This is a genomic window from Pseudomonas sp. F2, assembly GCF_057174385.1.
On record NZ_CM169904.1, the window covers coordinates 4,710,512 to 4,733,045 of the forward strand.

The 22,534-nt window shown below is 61.4% G+C and carries 22 protein-coding genes and 1 tRNA gene; 17 read left to right on the forward strand and 6 right to left on the reverse strand.

Features of this window, described 5'->3' with window-relative positions:
- Positions 1-10: 10 nt before the first annotated feature.
- The 5 genes from AC193Q_RS21205 (at position 11) to AC193Q_RS21225 (ending at position 3,838) form a co-directional block, all read left to right on the forward strand.
- Positions 11-571: a YbhB/YbcL family Raf kinase inhibitor-like protein gene (locus AC193Q_RS21205; protein WP_483878738.1), complete on the forward strand. Its 561-nt coding sequence runs from the start codon at positions 11-13 to the stop codon at positions 569-571.
- An 87-nt stretch (positions 572-658) separates the two neighbouring features.
- A complete protein-coding gene (locus tag AC193Q_RS21210; RefSeq protein ID WP_483878739.1) occupies positions 659-2,344 on the forward strand; it encodes a vWA domain-containing protein in 1,686 nt (561 codons plus the stop codon).
- 29 nt (positions 2,345-2,373) lie between these two features.
- Positions 2,374-2,955, forward strand: coding sequence for an RNA polymerase sigma factor (locus AC193Q_RS21215; protein WP_483879640.1), 582 nt, complete (start codon positions 2,374-2,376; stop codon positions 2,953-2,955).
- Entirely contained in the window at positions 2,952-3,551 is a 600-nt protein-coding gene (locus AC193Q_RS21220; protein ID WP_483878740.1) for a hypothetical protein, read from the forward strand. Before AC193Q_RS21215 ends, AC193Q_RS21220 begins: the two co-directional genes overlap by 4 nt.
- 56 nt (positions 3,552-3,607) lie before the next feature.
- Positions 3,608-3,838, forward strand: a complete 231-nt coding sequence (locus tag AC193Q_RS21225) for a hypothetical protein (protein WP_443541962.1) — start codon at positions 3,608-3,610, stop codon at positions 3,836-3,838.
- 76 nt (positions 3,839-3,914) lie between these two features.
- Here AC193Q_RS21225 and AC193Q_RS21230 read toward each other — a convergent pair.
- Positions 3,915-3,991, reverse strand: a tRNA-Arg gene (locus tag AC193Q_RS21230).
- 443 nt (positions 3,992-4,434) lie between these two features.
- On the opposite strand from AC193Q_RS21230, the gene gabD reads away from it, so the two are divergent.
- From gabD to AC193Q_RS21245, 3 genes are all read left to right on the forward strand, one after another.
- Positions 4,435-5,877, forward strand: coding sequence for an NADP-dependent succinate-semialdehyde dehydrogenase (gene gabD / locus AC193Q_RS21235; RefSeq protein WP_007963502.1), 1,443 nt, complete (start codon positions 4,435-4,437; stop codon positions 5,875-5,877).
- Positions 5,878-6,062: 185 nt separating this feature from the next.
- Positions 6,063-7,343: a 4-aminobutyrate--2-oxoglutarate transaminase gene (gabT, locus tag AC193Q_RS21240; RefSeq protein WP_108181327.1), complete on the forward strand. Its 1,281-nt coding sequence runs from the start codon at positions 6,063-6,065 to the stop codon at positions 7,341-7,343.
- A 131-nt stretch (positions 7,344-7,474) separates the two neighbouring features.
- Positions 7,475-8,686, forward strand: coding sequence for a response regulator (locus tag AC193Q_RS21245; RefSeq protein ID WP_121183038.1), 1,212 nt, complete (start codon positions 7,475-7,477; stop codon positions 8,684-8,686).
- 130 nt (positions 8,687-8,816) lie between these two features.
- On the opposite strand, the gene AC193Q_RS21250 is transcribed toward AC193Q_RS21245, so the two are convergent.
- Positions 8,817-9,806, reverse strand: a complete 990-nt coding sequence (locus AC193Q_RS21250; protein WP_047290760.1) for a GGDEF domain-containing protein — start codon at positions 9,804-9,806, stop codon at positions 8,817-8,819.
- A 247-nt stretch (positions 9,807-10,053) separates the two neighbouring features.
- Positions 10,054-11,238 (reverse strand): delta-9 fatty acid desaturase DesA, encoded by a 1,185-nt coding sequence (gene desA, locus AC193Q_RS21255; RefSeq protein ID WP_121183040.1) that lies wholly within the window; start codon positions 11,236-11,238, stop codon positions 10,054-10,056.
- A gap of 147 nt (positions 11,239-11,385) precedes the next feature.
- Here desA and dibA point away from each other — a divergent pair, with 147 nt between their 5' ends.
- From dibA to AC193Q_RS21285, 6 genes are all read left to right on the forward strand, one after another.
- Positions 11,386-13,305 carry a phosphodiesterase DibA gene (gene dibA, locus AC193Q_RS21260; RefSeq protein ID WP_483878741.1) on the forward strand — a complete coding sequence of 640 codons (1,920 nt, stop codon included), beginning with the start codon at positions 11,386-11,388 and terminating at the stop codon, positions 13,303-13,305.
- Between the two features lie 308 nt (positions 13,306-13,613).
- The gene (gene oscA / locus AC193Q_RS21265) at positions 13,614-13,796 is read left to right on the forward strand and encodes a sulfur starvation response protein OscA (RefSeq protein WP_039772974.1); all 183 of its coding nucleotides are present in this window, start codon (positions 13,614-13,616) and stop codon (positions 13,794-13,796) included.
- A 145-nt stretch (positions 13,797-13,941) separates the two neighbouring features.
- Entirely contained in the window at positions 13,942-14,955 is a 1,014-nt protein-coding gene (locus AC193Q_RS21270) for a sulfate ABC transporter substrate-binding protein (protein WP_047290763.1), read from the forward strand.
- Positions 14,956-15,184: 229 nt separating this feature from the next.
- Positions 15,185-16,003: a sulfate ABC transporter permease subunit CysT gene (gene cysT / locus AC193Q_RS21275; RefSeq protein ID WP_007952818.1), complete on the forward strand. Its 819-nt coding sequence runs from the start codon at positions 15,185-15,187 to the stop codon at positions 16,001-16,003.
- Between the two features lie 13 nt (positions 16,004-16,016).
- Positions 16,017-16,889: a sulfate ABC transporter permease subunit CysW gene (cysW, locus tag AC193Q_RS21280; RefSeq protein ID WP_007952817.1), complete on the forward strand. Its 873-nt coding sequence runs from the start codon at positions 16,017-16,019 to the stop codon at positions 16,887-16,889.
- 3 nt (positions 16,890-16,892) lie between these two features.
- Positions 16,893-17,882 (forward strand): sulfate/molybdate ABC transporter ATP-binding protein, encoded by a 990-nt coding sequence (locus tag AC193Q_RS21285; RefSeq protein ID WP_027611148.1) that lies wholly within the window; start codon positions 16,893-16,895, stop codon positions 17,880-17,882.
- 89 nt (positions 17,883-17,971) lie between these two features.
- On the opposite strand, the gene AC193Q_RS21290 is transcribed toward AC193Q_RS21285, so the two are convergent.
- Positions 17,972-18,499, reverse strand: a complete 528-nt coding sequence (locus AC193Q_RS21290; RefSeq protein WP_047290765.1) for an Mpo1 family 2-hydroxy fatty acid dioxygenase — start codon at positions 18,497-18,499, stop codon at positions 17,972-17,974.
- Positions 18,500-18,581: 82 nt separating this feature from the next.
- Here AC193Q_RS21290 and AC193Q_RS21295 point away from each other — a divergent pair, with 82 nt between their 5' ends.
- Entirely contained in the window at positions 18,582-19,259 is a 678-nt protein-coding gene (locus AC193Q_RS21295; protein WP_095667849.1) for a Crp/Fnr family transcriptional regulator, read from the forward strand.
- 165 nt (positions 19,260-19,424) lie between these two features.
- Here the strand turns inward: AC193Q_RS21295 and uraH are convergent, their stop codons facing one another.
- Together uraH and AC193Q_RS21305 are read right to left on the reverse strand one after the other, a co-directional pair.
- Positions 19,425-19,835, reverse strand: coding sequence for a hydroxyisourate hydrolase (gene uraH, locus AC193Q_RS21300; protein WP_047290767.1), 411 nt, complete (start codon positions 19,833-19,835; stop codon positions 19,425-19,427).
- A gap of 11 nt (positions 19,836-19,846) precedes the next feature.
- Positions 19,847-20,332: a heme-binding protein gene (locus AC193Q_RS21305; RefSeq protein ID WP_121183044.1), complete on the reverse strand. Its 486-nt coding sequence runs from the start codon at positions 20,330-20,332 to the stop codon at positions 19,847-19,849.
- A 136-nt stretch (positions 20,333-20,468) separates the two neighbouring features.
- Between AC193Q_RS21305 and AC193Q_RS21310 the strand changes: the two genes are divergently transcribed.
- The gene (locus AC193Q_RS21310) at positions 20,469-21,149 is read left to right on the forward strand and encodes a heavy metal response regulator transcription factor (protein ID WP_121183046.1); all 681 of its coding nucleotides are present in this window, start codon (positions 20,469-20,471) and stop codon (positions 21,147-21,149) included.
- Positions 21,139-22,524, forward strand: coding sequence for a heavy metal sensor histidine kinase (locus tag AC193Q_RS21315; protein ID WP_483878742.1), 1,386 nt, complete (start codon positions 21,139-21,141; stop codon positions 22,522-22,524). The genes AC193Q_RS21310 and AC193Q_RS21315 overlap by 11 nt, the downstream gene beginning before the upstream one ends.
- Positions 22,525-22,534: the final 10 nt, after the last annotated feature.

Below are 22,534 nucleotides of genomic sequence, written 5' to 3' on the forward strand. Positions count from 1 at the left end.
TACTCCCGGAATGACCCGATTGACCTCTCTCAACCCTTGGCTGGCGGCCATTGTCGTCGCCCTTTGCGTGCAGTGTCCGGCGCAGGCGGCCGAGCGCTTTACCCTCGACATCCCCGGTGTCTCGGACAATCGCCTGTTCACCTCGGCCGCCGCGAGCGATGCCACCGGTTGCGGTGGCAAAAACCAGTCGCCGGCACTGGCCTGGAACGCGGGGCCTGCCGGCACCCAGAGCTATGCGATCGTCATGCACGACCCGGACGGCCAGAAAGGGGCTGGCGTCGATCACTGGATTCATTACGGCATCAAGGCCACCACCCGGCAGATCCCGGCCGGTGTCGGCGCCAAATCCAGTCTCGAAGGCGTAGGCGGCACCAACAGCAAAGGCACGACCCATTACATCGGGCCATGCCCACCGGTTGGCGACAGTGCACACCACTACATCATTCAGATCTACGCCCTGGATCTGGCCCCGGACGCCTTGCCCGCCGGCCTGACCCGCGCCGAGCTGATGGACAAGATCAAAGGCCACGTACTGCGTAACAGCAGCGTGGTGCGGCGTTATCACCGCTAAAAAATTTTTAGCGGGGTTTAACCCGATCTGAAGGGGCTGCCCGTCTCAGTGGATGAATGGATCACTTTCATCCCGAGGTCAGCCCCCATGTCCCGCTCCCTGCCTTTTCTGCGACCCGTTGTCGTTGGTGTGTTATTGACCGTCGCCGGTTGCGGCGTGTCTTCCAATCCGGAGTCGGCTGCCGTCCCGGCGCCGGCCCAGCCACAGCCGTCGATTCAGCATGAGGTGCTCGCTGCCGACAGTGCGCTGGCCAAGCGCAGTGCGCGACCGGCGCCAATGGCGAGTTTCGCGGCAATGCCGGCCCCGGAAAGTTATCCACAAGGCTACCGCGACGAGCAGCGCGAGCAGTATCAGGCGCTGGCCGATAATCCGGTCCATAGCGTGGCCGAATCTCCGGTCTCGACCTTCAGCGCCGACGTCGATACCGGCGCCTACGCTAACGTCCGGCGGTTGCTCAATCAGGGACGCCTGCCTCCGGAAGGCGCCGTGCGGCTGGAAGAGATGGTCAATTACTTTCCCTACAACGATGCGCTGCCCAGCGATGGCTCGCCCTTCGGCGTGACCACCGAACTGGCCGTCACCCCGTGGAATCCGCACACCCGTCTGCTGCGGATCGGCATCAAGGCGTCCGACCGCGCCGTGGCGGAACTGGCCCCAGCGAACCTGGTGTTTCTGGTGGATGTGTCCGGTTCGATGGATCGCCGCGAAGGGCTGCCGTTGGTCAAAAGCACATTGAAACTGCTGGTCGAGCAGTTGCGCGAGCAGGATCGGGTGTCGCTGGTGGTGTATGCCGGCGAATCCCGCGTAGTGCTGGAGCCAACGTCTGGCCGGGAAAAAGCCAAAATTCGCACAGCCATCGAGCAATTGACCGCTGGCGGCTCAACTGCAGGTGCGTCGGGCATCGAACTGGCCTATCAAATGGCACAACAGGCGTTCATTCCCAAAGGCATCAACCGCATCCTGCTGGCCACTGACGGTGACTTCAACGTCGGCATCAGCGACTTCGACAGCCTCAAGCAAATGGCCGTGGATAAACGCAAGACCGGGATTTCCTTGACCACTTTGGGTTTCGGTGTGGATAACTACAATGAACACTTGATGGAACAACTGGCCGACGCTGGCGACGGCAACTACGCCTACATCGACAATCTGCGCGAGGCGCGCAAAGTGCTGGTGGATCAACTCGGTTCGACCCTTGCCGTGGTGGCGAAAAACGTCAAATTGCAGGTGGAATTCAACCCGGCGCAGGTCAGTGAATATCGCCTGCTCGGCTACGAAAACCGCGCTCTGAAGCGTGAGGATTTCAGCAACGACAAAGTCGATGCCGGTGAAGTCGGCGCAGGACACACGGTGACCGCGCTGTATGAAATTGTCCCGGCAGGTGAGCAGGGCTGGCTGGAACCGCTGCGTTACGGTAAATCGCAGGCGACAGTGGCTACGAACAGCGGGGAATTGGCGATGCTGCGTGTGCGTTATCAACAGCCCGAAGGTGGGAAAAGTCTGCTGATCGAGCGGCCGATTACCGATCAAGTCGCACCGGCCAGTGACGATCTGCGTTTCGCAGCGGCGGTGGCGGCGTTTTCCCAGCAGCTCAAGGATGCTCGCTACACCGGCGACTTCAGCCTGAAAGACACCGAAGCGCTGGCCCGTGGCGCTCGCGGCGACGACCGCTTTGGTTTGCGCAGCGAGTTCGTGCAACTGGTGGAACTGGCGCAAAGCCTGCGCAGCTCAACCGCATCGAATGCGATGCCCACTGAGCGACGGATTGAATAGTGAGCCGATTGAAAGGTTTCATCAGTCAGCTGTTTGCTTCACCAGACAGCCCGGCCGCCGGCAGCGATGAAACCCTGCTGGCGCGTTATCGCGAAGGCGACGGCGCGGCGTTCGAGATTTTGTACGCCCGTCATCGGCAAAGTCTGTATCGCTTTCTGCTCGGGTTGAGCGGCAAACCGGAGCTGGCTGACGAGGTGTTTCAGGACACTTGGCTGAGCCTGATCCGCAGCACCAGTCAGCCACAAGGACGGGCGACGTTTCGTACGTGGCTGTTCCAGATTGCGCGCAATCGGCTGATTGATCACTGGCGTAAACACGGTGCATATCAGCCGCTGCACGACAGTTACGACGAACAGCTGCACGCGGTCGGCGACGAGACCCACGATCCCGAACAACGGCTGAACCTCAGCCGCGACAGCCAGCGCCTGGAAAGCGCCCTGCAAACCCTGCCCGCCGAGCAACGCGAGGTGTTCCTGCTGCGCGCCCACGGTGACCTCGACCTGGCACAAATCGCCAGCCTCACCGAAACATCGCTGGAAACCGTCAAGAGCCGCTTGCGCTACGCCCAGCAAAAACTGCGTCGGCTGCTGGCCGAGGAGGTACTGACATGACTGACGCCCGCCAGACGCCGGAAGAGCAACTGCTCAAACATTATCGCGAGCAACACACCAGCGAGCCGTCAGAACAGCTCGATGCGCTGATTCTCGCCGCTGCACGCCGCGCCGCTCCGGCGCCCAAGCCAAGCCTGTGGCAACGCTGGCTGCAGGCCTGCCAGAAACCGCGCTGGCAGGTCGCATTCGCCAGCCTGGTCGGTATGGCACTGATGCTCTCGCTGGTGCAACGTGCGCCCGAGCCGCCAGCGCAATTCGACTTCGCCCCGGCCGCCAAACCGGCCGCGCCATTGGCGCGCAAGCAAGCGCCGGAAGCGCAGTCACTGGCCGCCCCGCCCGCTGCGTTCATGCCCGCACCGGCACCGATGATGGAAATGGCTGAGCCGATGCAAAGCGACGCGATCAGCGCCGACGAAGCCAGACTCAGCAAACGCGCCGTCGCGCCGGCCAACGGCCTGGATGAGCAACTGCGCGAAGTCCTGCGCCTGCGCGAGGCCGGCCAGTCGCAAGCCGCGGATGCGCTGTACAACAATCTGCACAAACGCTACCCCGGGGTGAACCTCGACCTGCGACTTGAGCGCATTCGCCAGAACTGACCGCTTGTTCACCCAGCCATTTGGCATTGCCCGGCAAAAACGCGCACTATCGAGCCATGGCTGAAGCGCTGGAGAACAAAGTGGCAGCAAAAATCGACCGCATCGCCCAACTCCTCAACTGCCCGCAGAAGGGCGAGGAGATGCGGCGCGCGATTACCGAGGCGCGCAAGGAGTTCCTGCTGAACCAGTCGGAAGACGACGTCGTGGAAGAAGACGAGGTTTTTGAGGAGGTTGGGGAGGAAGAGGAAGACGACGATTACGATGAGTTTGACTGGACGACGGAGTGACAGCAGTCACATGAAAGTCAGCGCCCACAAAAAAGCCCCGGACCATCACAGACCGGGGCTTTCTCGTTTCAATTCATGGCGCACCAGGCGGGATTCGAACCCACGACCCCTGCCTTCGGAGGGCAGTACTCTATCCAGCTGAGCTACTGGTGCAGCGGGCGACATCATACCTAGGTCGGCTCGGGGCGTCCATGCCGGGTTTTGGCGGGTTTTGTCAGTGCGCGTGTCGGTGTGAAACGCTGCATTCCTTAAAGCTGTAACGTCCTGCAAAACCCTCGCTTGGCGCTTTTTCCCGGCTGATCTATGGTTTGGCTGCGGCCGGGGCTTTTTGCGCGTTGATCTGAAAAATCCAGCAAACGCAGGGTTTTTGTTCTTTTTTTCGAACGACCTATTGTCCTTTAACCCCTTTGCTCCTACGATCCGTTTGAGATTTCAAACGCTCTTTGACGGGGTGTGGAAGCGCAGGTGCGGTGAATAACGCACGATCACTGCGCCTCACCCGGTAGATGATTTCCCTGACGGCAGCCTTGCGAGGCGCCTTTCTACAATCATAATTTTGCTCCGCGCAGGCCGCGGTGCTGTTAAGGAAAGCCGACATGCAGCTTAAAGATACCCAGTTGTTCCGCCAGCAAGCCTTCATTGATGGCGCTTGGGTCGATGCGGACAACGGTCAGACGATCAAGGTCAACAACCCGGCCACCGGCGAAATTCTCGGCACCGTGCCGAAGATGGGCGCTGCGGAAACCCGCCGTGCCATCGAAGCCGCCGACAAGGCGCTGCCGGCCTGGCGTGCACTGACCGCCAAAGAGCGTGCCGGCAAGCTGCGTCGCTGGTTCGAACTGATGATCGAGAACCAGGACGACCTCGCGCGCCTGATGACTCTTGAGCAGGGCAAGCCGCTGGCCGAAGCCAAGGGCGAAATCGTTTACGCCGCGTCGTTCATCGAGTGGTTCGCCGAAGAAGCCAAGCGCATTTACGGTGATGTGATTCCGGGCCACCAGCCGGACAAGCGCCTGATCGTGATCAAGCAACCAATTGGCGTGACCGCCGCGATCACCCCGTGGAACTTCCCGGCGGCGATGATCACCCGTAAGGCCGGCCCAGCGCTGGCCGCCGGTTGCACCATGGTGCTCAAGCCGGCTTCGCAAACCCCATTCTCCGCGTTCGCCCTGGCTGAACTGGCGCAGCGCGCCGGCATCCCTAAAGGTGTGTTCAGCGTGGTCTCCGGCAGCGCCGGCGACATCGGCAGCGAGCTGACCAGCAACCCGATCGTGCGCAAGCTGTCCTTTACCGGTTCGACCGAAATCGGCCGTCAGCTGATGTCGGAATGCGCCAAGGACATCAAGAAAGTCTCGCTGGAACTGGGCGGCAACGCGCCGTTCATCGTGTTCGACGACGCGGACCTGGATAAGGCCGTCGAAGGCGCGATCATCTCCAAATACCGCAACAACGGTCAGACCTGCGTCTGCGCCAACCGCCTGTACATTCAGGATTCGGTCTACGACGCGTTCGCCGAGAAGCTGAAAGTCGCGGTGGCCAAGCTGAAGATCGGCAACGGTCTGGAAGAGGGCACCACCACGGGCCCGCTGATCGACGAGAAAGCCGTGGCCAAGGTGCAAGAGCACATCGCTGACGCCGTGGCCAAAGGCGCCACCGTGCTGGCCGGTGGCAAGCCGATGGAAGGCAACTTCTTCGAGCCGACCATTCTGACCAATGTGCCGAAAGACGCGGCTGTCGCCAAGGAAGAAACCTTCGGCCCGCTGGCGCCGCTGTTCCGCTTCAAAGACGAAGCCGAAGTGATCGCGATGTCCAACGACACCGAGTTCGGTCTGGCCTCCTACTTCTATGCCCGCGACCTGGGCCGCGTGTTCCGTGTGGCGGAAGCCCTGGAATACGGCATGGTCGGCGTCAACACCGGGTTGATCTCCAACGAAGTCGCGCCGTTCGGCGGCATCAAGGCGTCGGGCCTGGGCCGTGAAGGCTCCAAGTACGGCATCGAGGATTACCTGGAAATCAAATACCTCTGCCTGGGCATCTAAGCCGGGAAAGGGATCGCTGCAAACGCAAAGGGCACGAGAGCGCTGTCCCTTTGCGTCGTTTCAAACCGGAATTTTCTCTGCGGCCGGGAACGCCGTGGCAGTCGATCATCGCATGCTGTCACCGCCGATTCCCCCCGCTTAATCCTTGAACCACGCCGCCCGATGAGCGGTGAATGAGGACTGTAATGAGCAAGACTAACGCTGAACTGATGGCCCGTCGTACCGCAGCTGTTCCACGTGGTGTTGGCCAGATTCACCCGATCTTCGCCGAATCGGCGAAGAACGCTACCGTGACTGACGTTGAAGGTCGTGAGTTCATCGACTTCGCCGGCGGTATCGCGGTACTGAACACCGGCCACGTGCACCCGAAAATCATCGCCGCCGTGACCGAACAGCTGAACAAGCTGACCCACACCTGTTTCCAGGTGCTGGCCTACGAACCGTACGTAGAGCTGTGTGAAAAGATCAACGCCAAGGTGCCTGGTGATTTCGCCAAGAAAACCCTGCTGGTGACCACCGGTTCCGAAGCCGTGGAAAACGCCGTGAAGATCGCCCGTGCCGCCACTGGCCGTGCCGGCGTGATCGCCTTCACCGGTGCCTACCACGGTCGCACCATGATGACCCTGGGCCTGACCGGTAAGGTCGTGCCGTACTCGGCCGGCATGGGCCTGATGCCAGGCGGCATCTTCCGCGCGCTGTACCCTAACGAGCTGCACGGTGTGAGCATCGACGATTCGATCGCGTCCATCGAACGCATCTTCAAGAACGACGCCGAGCCGAAAGACATCGCCGCGATCATCATCGAGCCGGTGCAGGGTGAAGGTGGTTTCTACGTCGCGCCGAAAGAGTTCATGAAGCGTCTGCGCGCCCTGTGCGACCAGCACGGTATCCTGCTGATCGCTGACGAAGTGCAGACCGGCGCTGGCCGTACCGGCACCTTCTTCGCCATGGAACAGATGGGCGTTGCGGCCGACCTGACCACCTTCGCCAAATCCATCGCTGGCGGCTTCCCGCTGGCCGGTGTCTGCGGCAAGGCCGAATACATGGACGCCATCGCTCCAGGCGGCCTGGGCGGCACCTACGCCGGTAGCCCGATCGCTTGCGCTGCGGCCCTGGCCGTGATGGAAGTGTTCGAAGAAGAACACCTGCTGGACCGCTGCAAGGCTGTTGGCGAGCGTCTGGTCACCGGCCTGAAGGCCATCCAGGCCAAATACCCGGCAGTGATCGGCGAAGTGCGTGCGCTGGGCGCGATGATCGCGATCGAGCTGTTCGAAAACGGCGACAGCCACAAGCCGAACGCGGCCGCAGTGGCATCGGTGGTAGCCAAGGCACGTGACAAGGGTCTGATCCTGCTGTCTTGCGGCACTTACGGCAACGTGCTGCGCGTTCTCGTACCGCTGACCTCGCCGGACGAGCAACTGGACAAAGGCCTGGCGATCATCGAAGAGTGCTTCTCGGAGCTGTAATTCCGGGCACTGTGTGATCGGATCGAGAAAAAACCCGCTTCGGCGGGTTTTTTTATGCCTCGGAAACCCTTTTGCGCTGTATCGAAGGGCCAGCATTGGCTAAGGTTCAGGCATTGCAAGGGAGAGCGCGCATGACCGCCGTTGATTTACCCGCCGTACCCCGAGTGCTGATTGCCGAGGCCGATCCGTGGTCCCGTGATCTGCTCAAACATGTGTTGCTCAACGTGCGCTGCGATGCGCGGCTGGACTTGTGTGCCGACGGCCAGCAAGCGCTGTCGTTACTCACCGACGTGCCCTACGACCTGGCGATTGTCGATTGGGAGTTGCCGGGCATCGACGGTTTGAGCGTGCTGCGCAGCGTGCGTCAGCGCAAACGCAATCCGCCGCTGCCATTCATTCTGATGAGCAACCGCAACGACAGTGCCAGTGTGCGCGAAGCCATCCCGTTGGCCCCGACGGCCTACCTGACCAAACCGCTGAACATGGAAAGCCTGACCGAGCGGCTGCAGGGTTTACTGTTGAATGCGGGTGAAGAGGTGTTCTGCGAAGTGCCGACGCTGGCGCCGGGCATGACCTTGTCGGTGTTCCTCGAGCGGCGCCGCGAGCAGGCCGACGGCGCGCCATTGATGACCGATGTGCAGGTGGCGGTCAAACGCAGCCTCAACCCCAATGGCCTCGACCTGAAACTGCTGGAAGAAGAGATCCGTACCGATCCGCAGATTACCGCCGTGCTGATCGCCGCCGCCAACAGCGCGGCGCAGCATCATGGCGCGGCGGTACAGACCCTGGGGCAGGCGCTGCATCGCCTCGGCACCGGGCAGAGCATGAACCTGATTCTCGGCCTGGCGCTCAAGCGCAGCGCCAAACTCAGCGACCCGTGCCTGGCGGATTACGCCGAGCGCTATTGGGGCTTGTCGCTGCACACCGCCGAATACGCCCGCACCCTGGCGCGCCTGCTCGACCTGGATCAGGAACGCTGCTATTGCGCCGGCATGCTGCATCGCCTTGGTGATCTGGCGCTGTTGCGCTGTTTACAGGAGTGGAAGCAGGCGGGTGGTGAGCTGGATGAGTGGGAGGAAGTCGGTGACGCGCTGGCGGAATTCGGCGCGGCTTACGGTTCGGCGTTGCGCACGCGCTGGCGCCTGCCGCTGGAGCTGCGCGAGTTGATTGCGTCGGTCTACCAGCTCGGAGGCGGGGTGTATTCCCGTGAGGCGCTGGTGATGAACATGGCGGCGCAAATGGCCCGCCTGACCGAGCATGAGGGCGTTGAGGAGCTGGCGAGGAGTCGTACGGCGCGGCTGCTGAAGATCGGGTTGCCGGAACTGATGCGGATGCGCAAGTAACCGGATTCACGAGCATCCCCCTGTAGGAGCTGCGGCACGCTGCGATCTTTTGATCTTGTCTTTCAAAGCAAAAATCGAAAGATCGCAGCGTGCCGCAGCTCCTACAGGGGAGGTAAATCGGAGGGTGGATTCAGCTTGAGATAATCCGGTTCTTGCCCTGCCGTTTGGCCTCGTACATCGCTGCGTCCGCCCGGGCGAACAGGCTGTCGAGGCTTTCGTCATCGTTCCTGAGGCTGGTCAGTCCCTGGCTGACGGTGATGCCGAAGGTCTGGCCGTCGACATTGAAGACCATCCGCTGAATCTCCTGCTGCAGCCGCTCGGCCACTTGCATCGCCATGTCCGGTGCACAACCGGGGAACACAGCAGCGAATTCTTCTCCGCCGATACGTCCGAACAGATCGCCCCGACGTAACGAGGTGCGCCCGCATTCGGCGATGCGTTGCAGCACGTTGTCGCCTTCCGGGTGGCCGTAGCTGTCGTTGATCTGCTTGAAGTCATCAATGTCCAGCAGCAGGAAGGCCAGTGGCGAACCTTGCAGGCGCGCGTCGTCGAACTCGCGGTTGGCGCATTCGAAGAAGTGGCGACGGTTGCTGCTTTGGGTCAGTACGTCGGTGGTGGCCAGGCGATGCAGTTCGGTTTCCATGCGTTTTTTGTCGGTGATGTCTTCGGCGATGCCGACGATGATCACCGGTTGCCCGGGCTCGTCCTGACGGTTGATGAAGCACTTGTCGCTGAGCCAGCGAACCTGGCCGTCAGCGGCGATGATCCGGTATTCGCGGTCTTCCACCGCGCCTTTGTGCAGCACTTCGGCCAGGCTGCGCTCGGCATAGTCGAGATCGTCGGGGTAGATGCTGTCGCGCCATTGGTTGTAGTCAGCCAGCAATAGCCCTGCGGAGCGACCGAAAATCCGCTCGTAGGCAGGGCTGACATAGAGCACCTGGCGGGTTTCCCAATTGAATGCCCAGAGCACCGCGTTGACGCTCACCAGCAAGGAACTGAACAGTTGTTCGCGCTCGCTCAGCCGGGCGACTTCGCCTTGGGCGTGCATCAGCGCCATCAGGGTTTGCGCGGCCTCGGGCCACTGCGCGAGGGATGAGTCTTGTTGATTGTTGTTGACCATCGGCACATATCTCAAAGGGCGTGCCGCGATTTCGACAACGGCCACAGTACAGCCCGCCGGGATGGCGAAGTGTCTTTGAGATAGGGCTTTCGGTGCTAAGTTCCGCGCTTTTGTGGCGAGGGAGCTAGCTCCCGCCGGGCGGTAGATATGACGCGTTTCAGCAATGAGAACGCGTCGACAAATTTGCGGTAGCTGCGCTACCGATCGGGGATGAATCCCCTCGCCACAGGGGATTCGTTCATGGCGGTCAGGCTGCGGCGGGGCGCAGCGAGTAGGTTTTCAGCTGGTCGGCGAATTCACGCAGGGACTGGATGCCGCTGGCCTCGGCCTCGTGCACCCACTCCTTGATGGCGGCGAGCATGTCGTGGCCATTGGCGCTGGTCTTGACCCAGATCTGCTGCAGGGCCAGGCGTTTTTCGTAAATGACCTTCAGCGCCTGGCTGTGCTCGAGCATGTTCTGGATGCGCAAGTGATGACGGTCTTCCAGCAGGCTGGTTTCCCGCGACAGCAGGCGTTTGGCCCGATGGAATTGATGGCGTACCGAATGATCGACCTTGTCCAGCTCCTGCTTGACCAGTGGGCCGATCACCAATTTGCGGTATTGGGCCATGATCTGGAAGCGGTTGTTGAGGATCGCCATGGCGGTGTCCATGTCCAGATGGCCCTTGCCTTCGACGCGGTGGGCGATCGGCGCCACACGCTGGACCCTGGCCAGTCTGAAGAAGCTGAAGACTTTGATCCACGCCCAGCCGAGGTCGAATTCCCACTTCTTCACCGACAGCTTGGCCGAGTTGGGGTAGGTGTGATGGTTGTTGTGCAGCTCTTCACCACCGATCAGGATGCCCCACGGCACCAGATTGGTCGCCGCGTCGCGGCATTCGAAGTTGCGGTAGCCGATGGCATGGCCCAGACCGTTGACCACGCCGGCGGCCCAGACCGGGATCCACATCATCTGGATCGCCCAGATGGTGATGCCGATGGTGCCGAACAGCAGCAGATCGATGATGCCCATGATCGCCACACCCAGCAGCGGATAGCGGCTGTAGAGATTGCGCTCGATCCAGTCTTCCGGGCAGTTCTTGCCGTAGATGCGCAGGGTCTCCGGATTCTCGGCTTCGGCGCGATAAAGCTCGGCGCCTTTGCGCAGCACGGTGGACAGACCCTTGATCACCGGGCTGTGCGGGTCATCTTCGGTTTCGCACTTGGCGTGGTGTTTGCGGTGGATGGCAGTCCACTCGCGGGTGTTCTGCGCCGTGGTCAGCCACAGCCAGAAGCGGAAAAAGTGTTTCAGGCCGGCATTCAGCTCAAGTGAGCGATGGGCCGAGTAACGGTGCAGATAGACCGTGACGGCGACAATTGTCACGTGGGTCATCAGCAGGGTGACCGCGACCAGAGACCAGGCCGACAAGCCAAGAAAACCTTCGTACCACATAGGCTATAGGGCCCTCGATAAAGATAAAAACAGCCGTTGCATTATCACCAAGCACACAGATAAAACCAGTCGCCCTTTCAGATAAGAGTCGCTGGATGTTTCTTGACCTATAATTCCAACCTTTTTTGTAGGGACATGGACAGCCGAATGCCTGCCACTTACCGCGATGCCCTGCGTGCAGCGCTGCTTTACCTGTTGCTTGCTGTTATCTGGCTGCAGGGCACTGGTTACTTATTGAACAGTTTCTTTGATGAGTCTGTCGATCTGCAGCGATGGCAACTGATCAACGGTTACGTCTGGGCTGCCGTCAGCGCGGGGCTGATCTTCCTCGCGCGGGCCAGATTGTGCGAATTTCTCGGCATCGGTGCGCGGTTACGCGAGCGGCAGGCCGACCGTGAACGCCTGCGCCAGGCCGCCGCGGTATTCGACTGCACCCGCGAGGGCGTGCTGGTGACCAACCGCGAGGGTCTGATCGTGCACGTCAACCGTGCGTTCATGGAAATCACCGGCTACCAGTACGAGGAAGTTCTCGGCCACCAGCCGAGCCTGTTCAAGTCCGGTCATCATCCGCCGGGCTTTTATCAGGCGATGTTCGCCACGCTGGAGAGCGAGGGCGAATGGAGCGGGGAGATCTGGAACCGGCGCAAGAGCGGCGAGATTTATCCACAGTGGCAGACCATCCGCGTGATTCACGATGATCAGGGCCGTCTCAGCCACTACGTGGCGGTGTTTTCCGACATCAGTGCGATCAAGGACTCTGAACACGAACTCAAGCACCTCGCCCACCACGACCCGCTGACCGACTTGCCCAATCGCCTGTTGTTCAGCGACCGCGCCGAGCAGGCACTGGCGTCGGCGCAGATCCACAAGCGCGGCTGCGCCTTGCTGATGATCGATCTGGATCACTTCAAGATGATCAACGACAGCCTCGGGCACAACATCGGCGATCGCCTGCTCAAAGCGGTGGCGGCGCGCCTGCAGGAGCTGTTCGGCCCCGGGATTACTCTGGCGCGGCTTGGCGGTGATGAGTTCGCGGTGCTGGCGGAGAGTTGTCCACAACTGGTTCAGGCGGCAGCACTGGCGCAACGCATTCTTGATGCGCTCAAGGAGCCATTCCGCATCGACCGGCACGAGCTGTTCATCAACGCCAGTATCGGCATCAGCCTGTTCCCCAGCGACGCGTTGAGTGCCGATCAGTTGTTGCGCAATGCCGACGCCGCGCTGTTCAAGGCCAAGAGCAGCGGCCGCAACGGTTACGCGTTGTACACCGAAGAGCTGACCGCCCACGCGCAGCAACGGGTCGAGCTCGCTTTCGAGCTGCGCCGCGCGCTGGAGCAACAGGAACTGCGGGTCTACTACCAGCCTGTTCACGATTTGCGCAGCAGTCGCCTGATTGGTGTCGAAGCGCTGGTGCGCTGGCAGCATCCACAGCGCGGGCTGGTGTCGCCGGCGGAATTCATTCCGATTGCCGAGCGCACCGGGATGATTGCTGAAATCGACGCCTGGGTGATGCGCCAGGCGTGTTCGCAGATGTGCCATTGGCAGCAGGCCGGGGTCGTGCTGTCGTTCGTCGCGGTGAACGTGTCGTCGCGGTTGTTCGCCCGGCGTGAGCTGTACCAGCAGGTGGCGCAGGTGCTGCACGAGACCGGTCTGGATCCGGCCTTTCTGGAACTGGAAGTCACCGAGAGCGCGGTGATGGATGATCCGGAAGTGGCGCTGGAGCAAATGCATCATTTGCGTGAACTGGGGATTCGCCTGGCCATTGACGATTTCGGTACCGGCTACTCATCCCTGTTGCGGCTCAAGCGCCTGCCGGTGCAGAAGCTCAAGATCGATCAGGGTTTTGTCGCCGGGTTGCCGTGGGACGAGGACGACGCCGCGATCGTTCGGGTGATCATCGCGCTGGCCCGGAGTATGGGCATGCAGGTGCATGCCGAAGGGATCGAGCAGGCCGAGCAGGCGGCGTTTCTGCTGGAGCAGGCCTGTGATCTGGGACAGGGCTACTGGTTTGGGCGGCCGGTGCCGGCGGGGGAGATTGATTGGGGCAAAGCCCCTGTTATCGGTTAACAGTCCTGCTCTGGCTGACACCAAACCTGTGGCGAGGGGATTTATCCCCGATGGGTCGCGCAGCGGCCCTGAAAAACAGGGACTGCTACGCAGTCCATCGGGGATGAATCCCCTCGCCACAGGGTTTCATACAGTCTTCAAACTCAGTGAACACCGCGCAAACCCTCGGCCCGTCAGATAATGTTTTCCAGTTATATAAACATTCTTAAATAGTCTTTTTAAGAATATCCACAGCTCTCTTATATTGCTCCCACGCCGAACGCAGTGCCGCCCACTGCCAGGCATATCCCATTCAAAGGAGCAGCACCATGAGCGCATCCCTTCGCAGCGTTGACGGTCAGGACGAAAGCACCATCTTGCGGGAAATCCAGAGCGCCCTGCGCGATCTGCGTTTCGGCGCGGTGGAGATCACTGTGCACAACGCCCAGGTCGTGCAGATCGAACGCAAAGAGAAATTCCGTCTGCAGCAGCCGGGTAACAAACCGAGCTGATTTGAAGATCAAAAGATCGCAGCCTGCGGCAGCTCCTACAGGGGGCTGTGTAGGAGCTGCCGCAGGCTGCGACCTTTGAACCGGCACCCCGATTTCCGAAATACATAAGAAAAAGCCACCACCAAGAATTCCAGGAGCTTTCACCATGTCGTCGATTCGCCGTTACGCTTTGGCCGCCCTGGCCAGTGCCGTGTTTGCCGGTTCTGCAGTTGCCAAGGATTACGAACTGCTCAACGTGTCGTATGACCCGACGCGCGAGCTGTATCAGGACTACAACGCCGAATTCATCAAGTTCTGGCAGAAAGATCACGCCGGCGACACCGTGAAAATCCAGCAATCCCATGGCGGATCTGGCAAGCAGGGCCGTGCGGTGATCGACGGTTTGCGCGCCGACGTGGTGACCCTGGCGCTGGCCGGCGACATCGACGAAATCGCCAAGCTTGGCAAGACCCTGCCGGCCGACTGGCAGAAGCGTCTGCCGGATGCCAGCACCCCGTACACCTCGACCATCGTGTTCTTGGTGCGCAAGGGCAACCCGAAAGGCATCAAGGACTGGGGCGACCTGATCAAGAACGACGTTTCGGTGATCACCCCGAACCCGAAAACCTCCGGCGGTGCGCGCTGGAACTTCCTCGCCGCGTGGGCCTACGGCCTGAAAGCCAACGGCGGCAGCGAAGAAAAAGCCAAAGAGTACGTGCAGACCTTGTTCAAGCACGTTCCGGTACTGGACACCGGCGCTCGTGGCTCGACCATCACCTTCGTCAACAACGGTCAGGGTGACGTGTTGCTGGCTTGGGAAAACGAGGCGTTCCTGGCATTGAAAGAAGACGGCGGCGCTGACAAGTTCGACATCGTCGTGCCGTCGCTGTCGATCCTTGCCGAGCCACCGGTGGCGGTGGTCGACAAGAACGCCGAGAAAAAAGGCAACGAGCAGATCGCTGAAGCTTATTTGAAGCACCTGTACAGCCCGGCCGGTCAGGAGATCGCCGCGAAGAACTTCTACCGTCCGCGTGACAAGGACGTGGCGGCGAAGTACGCCCAGCAGTTCCCGAAACTGGAACTGGTGACCATCGACAAGGACTTCGGCGGCTGGAAATCCGCGCAGCCGAAATTCTTCAACGACGGTGGCGTGTTCGACCAGATCTACCAAGCGCAGTAATCTGACCCACAATGAGCCTGAAGTTCAGGCACTTGAGATGTGGGAGTGAGCCTTTGTGGTGAGGGGATTCATCCCCGATGGGTTGCGCAGCAGCCCCAACGCCGACTTTTGCGGTGAATCAAATCTACCGCGAACTCTGGTTTTGCGACTGCTTCGCAGTCGGTCGGGGATAAATCCCCTCACCACAGGGCTCGCTCCCACATTGATGCGTTTTTAACCAAGGACTTTTATGTCGCGTCGTATCTCCCCCGTCATACCCGGCTTCGGGCTGACGCTGGGTTACACCTTGGTGTACCTCAGCCTGATTGTGCTTATCCCGCTGGCGGCGATGTTCGTCCACGCCGCCCAACTCACCTGGGATCAGTTCTGGACGATCATCTCCGCACCGCGCGTGCTGGCTGCTCTGAAGCTGAGCTTCGGCACCGCGCTGTGTGCCGCGATCATCAACGGCATCATCGGCACGCTGCTGGCCTGGGTGCTGGTGCGCTACACCTTCCCGGGGCGCAAGGTCATCGACGCGATGATCGACCTGCCGTTCGCCCTGCCGACGGCGGTGGCCGGTATTGCCCTGACCGCGCTGTACACCCCGACCGGGCTGGTTGGCCAGTTTGCCGCCGACCTCGGTTTCAAGATCGCCTACACCCCGTTGGGCATCACCCTGGCGCTGACGTTCGTGACCCTGCCGTTCGTGGTGCGCACGGTGCAACCGGTACTGGCTGACATTCCCCGTGAAGTCGAAGAAGCTGCCGCGTGCCTCGGTGCGAAACCGTTGCAGGTGTTCCGCCATATCCTCCTGCCAGCGCTGTTGCCAGCGTGGCTGACTGGATTTGCCCTGGCCTTTGCCCGGGGTGTCGGCGAGTACGGTTCGGTGATTTTCATCGCCGGCAACATGCCGATGAAAACCGAGATCCTGCCGCTGCTGATCATGGTCAAACTCGACCAGTACGATTACACCGGTGCCACGTCCATCGGCGTGCTGATGCTGGTGGTTTCCTTCGTCCTGTTGCTGCTGATCAACTTGCTGCAGCGGCGCATCGAAACCCCATAAGGAGGCGCGAACCATGTCCCAATCGTCTATTGCGGCCGCGTCCTCGGCCAACGCTGCGCGGCGTGGCAGTGCCACTTCGCGCAGAATCCTGATCGGCCTTGGCTGGCTGATTTTTTTCCTGTTTCTGGTATTGCCGCTGTTCATCGTGGTCTCGCAGGGCCTGAAAAACGGCCTTGGCGCCTTCTTCACCGCGATCTTTGAACCGGACGCGCTGTCGGCGCTGAAACTCACGGTGATCGCCGTGCTGATTTCGGTGCCGCTGAACCTGGTGTTCGGCGTCAGCGCCGCATGGTGTGTGAGCAAATACTCGTTTCGCGGCAAGAGCATGCTGGTGACGCTGATCGACCTGCCGTTCTCGGTGTCGCCGGTGATCGCAGGTCTGGTCTACGTGCTGATGTTCGGTGCGCAGGGCCTGTTCGGGCCGTGGCTGCAGGATCACGACATCCAGATCGTCTTCGCCCTGCCGGGCATTGTGCTGGCGACGATCTTCGTCACCGTGCCGTTTGTGGCCCGTGAGCTGATCCCGCTGATGCAGGAACAGGGCACGCAGGAAGAGGAGGCCGCGCGGCTGCTTGGCGCCAACGGCTGGCAGATGTTCTGGCACGTCACCGTGCCCAACATCAAGTGGGGCCTGATCTATGGCGTGGTGCTGTGTACCGCGCGGGCCATGGGTGAGTTCGGTGCGGTGTCGGTGGTCTCCGGGCACATTCGCGGGGTGACCAACACCTTGCCGCTGCACGTCGAGATCCTCTACAACGAATACAACCACGTGGCCGCGTTTGCCGTGGCGAGCCTGTTGCTGATCCTGGCGCTCTTCATCCTGCTGCTCAAGCAGTGGAGCGAAAACCGTATCAACCGCCTGCGCGCCAGCGCCGCGGAGGAATAATTCATGTCGATCGAAGTGCGTAACGTCAGCAAGAATTTCAATGCGTTCAAGGCGCTGGACAACATCAGCCTGGACATTCAGAGCGGTGAACTGGTGGCGCTGCTCGGCCCGTCCGGCTGCGGCAAGACCACGCTGCTGCGGATCATCGCCGGCCTGGAAACCCCGGATCAGGGCAACATCGTGTTTCACGGCGAAGACGTCTCCGGCCACGACGTGCGTGATCGCAACGTCGGTTTCGTGTTCCAGCACTACGCGCTGTTCCGGCACATGACGGTGTTCGACAACGTCGCGTTTGGCCTGCGCATGAAACCGAAAAACCAGCGCCCGAGCGAAAGCCAGATCGCGACCAAGGTGCATGAGCTGCTGAACATGGTGCAACTGGACTGGTTGTCGGATCGCTATCCGGAGCAACTGTCCGGCGGTCAGCGTCAACGTATCGCTTTGGCGCGCGCGCTGGCGGTTGAACCGAAAGTGCTGCTGCTCGACGAGCCGTTCGGCGCCCTCGACGCCAAGGTGCGCAAAGAGCTGCGCCGCTGGCTGGCGCGCCTGCACGAAGACATCAACCTGACCTCGGTATTCGTGACCCACGACCAGGAAGAAGCGATGGAAGTCGCCGACCGCATCGTGGTGATGAACAAAGGCGTGATCGAACAGATCGGCTCACCGGGTGACGTCTACGAAAACCCGGCCAGCGACTTCGTTTATCACTTCCTCGGCGACTCCAACCGCTTGTTGCTCAGCGACGACAACCACGTGCTGTTCCGTCCGCACGAAGTGTCGTTGTCCAAACATGAGCTGGAAGATCACCACGCCGCTGAAGTGCGCGATATCCGGCCGCTGGGCGCGACCACGCGGGTGACGCTGAAGGTGGAAGGGCAGACGGACCTGATCGAGGCTGAAGTGGTGAAGGATCACGACAGCCTGATCGGTCTGGCCAAGGGTGAAACCCTGTTCTTCAAGCCGAAGGTCTGGCAGAAAGTCGCCAGCCTCTAAAGTCAAAAGATCGCAGCCTGCGGCAGCTCCTACATTGGAATGCGTTTCTCCTGTAGGAGCTGCCGCAGGCTGCGATCTTTTAAAGCGGCCTAAGCCGCCGCATTGCGATTCGGATTGACCCGCACCGCCCCCGCCCGCGCCTCGATCTGCGCTTTCAACTCGTGGCGCATTCCCAGCAGGAACGCCACTTCGGCCACGACAAACAGCGGCCCGACAATCAACCCGCTGACATCATCGACAAACGCCGGTTTGCGCCCCTCGTAGTGGTGCCCGACAAACTGGATCACCCAGCCAATCACAAACATCGCCAGCCCGCTGCTGAGCCAGACCATCGTGCTCTGCTGCGCCAATGCATGTCCGGCCCAGACCGACAGGCCCATCAGCACCGTCATCAACACGCCGAGTTTTACTTCCAGGCGCAGATAAAACCATGCCGAGGCCAGCGCCAAGAGCACCGCCGGAGAGATCCACAAGCCGCCCAGTGACCACGCTGGTCGCGACAATAAAACGGCCACCGCCACCACGATCAGCGGAATGCCGATAAAGTGGCTGGCGATGTTGCGCGGGTCGCGGTGGTAGGCGGCGTATTGACTGAGATGGTCGACGAGGCTTTTCATTGTTGTTCCTCCTGTAGGGTGCGTGCAGCATGCCTCGGGTTCGGTGTTCGCTCTGTCAGGCAGGCGACAATTGGGAGTGTTCATGGATAAGCGTTCACGGCTGATGACCGGGCAATGGTTCAGTCATCTGCCGACATCCTTTCAGGATAGTCTGCTGGCGGCGGCCCGGGAGCGGCGGCTGACGGCGGGGCAGCGCTTGTTCCAGCGCGGTGATCCGCCCTGCGGGTTGTACGCGGTGCTCGACGGCGCGATCCGCATCGGCGCAGTGAGCGAACAGGGCAAAGAGGCGTTGCTGAGCCTGGTCGAGGCACCGCACTGGTTCGGCGAAATCTGCCTGTTCGATGGCCAGCCGCGCACTCACGATGCGTATGCAGTCGGGCCGTGCACGCTGCTGAATATCCCGCAGGCCACGCTGCTGAAAATCCTCGATGAACAACCGGTGTACTGGCGCCATCTGGCATTGCTGATGAGCCACAAACTGCGCTTGACCTTTATCAACCTCGAACAGTTGAGCCTGCTGCCGGCCCCGGCTCGCCTGGCGCATCGATTGCTGATGATCGCCGAGGGCTACGGTGAAATCGATGCGCCACGCCGGGTCCTGCAATTGCCTCAGGAACAACTGGCGTCGATGCTCTCGCTGTCACGCCAGACTACCAATCAGATCCTCAAAGACTTACAGGGGCAGGGGATTATCGGGTTGGGGTATGGCGAGATCGAGATTCTCGATGCCGAGCGATTGCGCGCCGTCGCCACTGTCTGAAAACTCACACCATTCCACTGTGGGAGCTGGCTTGCCAGCGATTGCGGTGCATCAGTCGACATGCATGCTTGCTGAACTGATGCCATCGCTGGCAAGCCAGCTCCCACAGGGTTCTCAACTATCCATGATCTTTGAGGCAAACCACAGAACCTGCAGGAGTGTGGCTTACGAGCCGCGATAGGTCGAGAAACCGTAAGGGCTGAGCAGCAACGGGATGTGGTAGTGCTGGTCAGTCTGCTTCACCTGGAAAATCACCGGGATCTCCGGGAAAAACGTCTCGCGCTTGTTCTTTTCGAAATACTCGCCGGTCTTGAACACCACCCGATATTCGCCCGCTTCGAAAGGCTGTTTGGCCGGAAACAGTTCGGCGATGCGTCCCTGTTCGTTGGTGGTGCCCTGGGCCAGTGGCTGCCAGTTCTGGCCGACGTGTTTTTCCAGCGTCACGTTGACGCCCGGGGAGGGCAGGCCGTTTTCCAGGTTGAGCACGTGCACGCTCAGTGGATTGCCGGCGGCCAGCGCCAGGCCGGAGAAGGCACTCAGGCCGAGTGCGGCGAAGGTCATGCGCAGGGTGGTCATGGTCAGTCTCCTTATTGGGAACGGGTAAGGGTCAGGCCGGCCTTTTCGGCGGCCTTGATGGCACAGTTTTCGTCCTGCTCGCCGCCGCCGGAACCGGCCACGCCCATGGCGCCGACCAACTCATTGCCGGCGAACAACGGGATCCCGCCGCCAAGCAATAACAGCTCGTCGAGGGTGTTGAGATTGGCGGTTTCCGGGTTGCTGCGGGCGCGCTCGGCGAACAGCCGGGTCGGGGTTTTCGTCGACAGCGCGGTGTAGGCCTTGCGCTGGCTGGCCGCGGTATTGTGCGGGCCGATGCCGTCGCCGCGCAGGGTCACCAGCACGTTGCCGCCACGGTCGAGCACCGATACCGTCGCGGTGCAATGGCTCAGTGCTGTGTCGGCCAGCAGGCGTGCGGTTTTCAGGTCGAGGTCAGCGTGACGCGGCAGTTCAGGGGCGGCGAAAGCGCTGGCGCTGAGGCCGAGGGCGAGGCTGGCTGCAAGGTATTTGACGGTCATGAACAGGCTCCGAAAGCGAAGGACATCACCTTAGCCGCCGCTCTTCGTCAGAACCCCGTCAGTCGGATTACAAGTTTGTAATGGGCAACGCCGTCGAAGGCGCCTAGCCTGTGTGCCTGATCAATCGAGGTGTGCCATGTGTTTGCTGGTCGTAGAAGATGAAGCCAAAACCGCGAATTTCCTGGCCAAGGGCCTGGGCGAATCGGGGTTTGCCGTGGACGTGGCGCTCAATGGCCTCGATGGGCGCTATTTCATCGAGCAGCAGGCATACGACCTGATCATCCTCGACGTGATGCTGCCGGGCCTCAATGGCTGGCAATTGCTGCAACTGATCCGCCAGCGCGGCGCCACGCCGGTGTTGTTCCTGACCGCCAAGGATGCCATCGAAGACCGCGTACGCGGCCTCGAACTCGGCGCCGACGACTATCTGCTCAAACCCTTCGCCTTCGCCGAGTTGCTCGCGCGGGTGCGTACGCTGCTGCGCCGCGGGCCATTGCGCGAGGCCGAGTCCTACAGCATCGCCGATCTGGAAATCGACGTGCTGCGGCGTCGAGTCAGTCGCGGCGGCCAGCGCATTGCCCTGACCAACAAGGAATTCGCCCTGCTGCAACTGCTCGCCAGTCGCCAGGGCGAAGTGCTGTCGCGCACGCTGATCGCCTCGCAGGTGTGGAACCTCAATTTCGACAGCGACACCAACATGGTCGAAGTCGCGGTGCGCCGCCTGCGGGCCAAGGTCGATGACCCGTTCATGCCGAAACTGATTCACACCGTGCGCGGCGTCGGCTATCAGCTGGAGGCGCCCGACGATGCGGTCTAGGTCGATCGCCTGGCGTCTGGCGCTGGCGTTCGCCGTGGTCTGCGCGTGGGTGTTGAGTGCGATCGGTGTGTTTCTCTACCGCTCGCTCGACTCGGAGATCGCCTACCGGGATGATCTGGCGTTGCTTGGCCGCCTGGAGCAAGTGCGCGCCTTGCTCGCCGACAGCGATAGCCTCGGCGCTTTACAGGCGCGGCCACGTCTCTATCAGAACATGCTCGGTAACCTCGACAGCCTGTTGCTGGTGCGGCGCGCCGATGGCTCGAACGTGATCGCGATCAATCCGCGCCAGCGTGAGTTGCCGCCATTGAACGCAATCGCACGCGAGCAAACGCCGCAGCGTCGCGATGTGCTGACCTGGCAGGCGCCGGACGGCGCCGAGCTGGCGCTGTTGTCCGGTGACGCTCAAGGGCCGAACGGCGAGCCGCTGACGGTGATCGCCGGCAAGGTGCTCACTGAACGGGAACAGATGCTCGCCAGTTATCGCTTGCGCCTGTACCTGGCCGTCGGGCTCGGTGCGTTGCTGGCGTTCGCGCTGGGGCTGGTGCTGCTGCGCCGTGGCCTGCAACCGTTGCGCCAGTTAAGCGCGGCGGTGCGCGGCATTGATCTGCGCAGCCTCGACCAGCGTCTGCCCGCCAGCGGCACCCCCGCCGAACTGCTCGAACCGGTGCAGGCGCTCAACGGCATGCTCGCGCGGCTGGACGACAGCGTGCAGCGGCTGTCGCAGTTTTCCGCCGATCTGGCCCATGAGATCCGCACCCCGTTGCACACCTTGCTCGCCAGCAACGGTCAGGCGCTGAACCATCCGCGCAGCACGGCGGAGTATCAGGAGCTGCTGGCCTCGAACATGGAAGAATTCGAACGCCTCAAGCGCATGGCCGAAAACCTGATGTTCCTCGCCCGCGCCGAACAGGCGGAGCGCGCGCTCGACTTGCAAACCCTGGATCTGCACAGCCTCGGCAGCGAGCTGTGCGACTACTTCGAAGCCCTGGCCGATGATCGCCAGTTGCGCCTGGAAAACCAGCTGCACGGCGAACTGTTGGCCGACCAGCAACTGCTGCAACGCGCCCTGGGTAATCTGCTGGCCAACGCGGTGCGCCACGCCGATGAAGGCACGCCGATCAGCCTGCGCCGCCGTGATGAGGCGGGTGTGTGTTGGTTGCAGGTACACAACCACGGCCCGGTGATTGCGCCAGAACATCTGGGCAAACTGTTCGACCGCTTCTATCGCGTCGACCCTTCACGGGCGCAGCCTGGAGATTCGGGTGGGCTGGGGCTGGCGATTGTGCAGTCGATCATGCAGTTGCATGGCGGGCGGGTGCGGGTGAGCAGTGATGCTGCAGGTACGGTGTTCGAGCTGGGTTTTGAGGTTGTCTGACGGGCGCCTT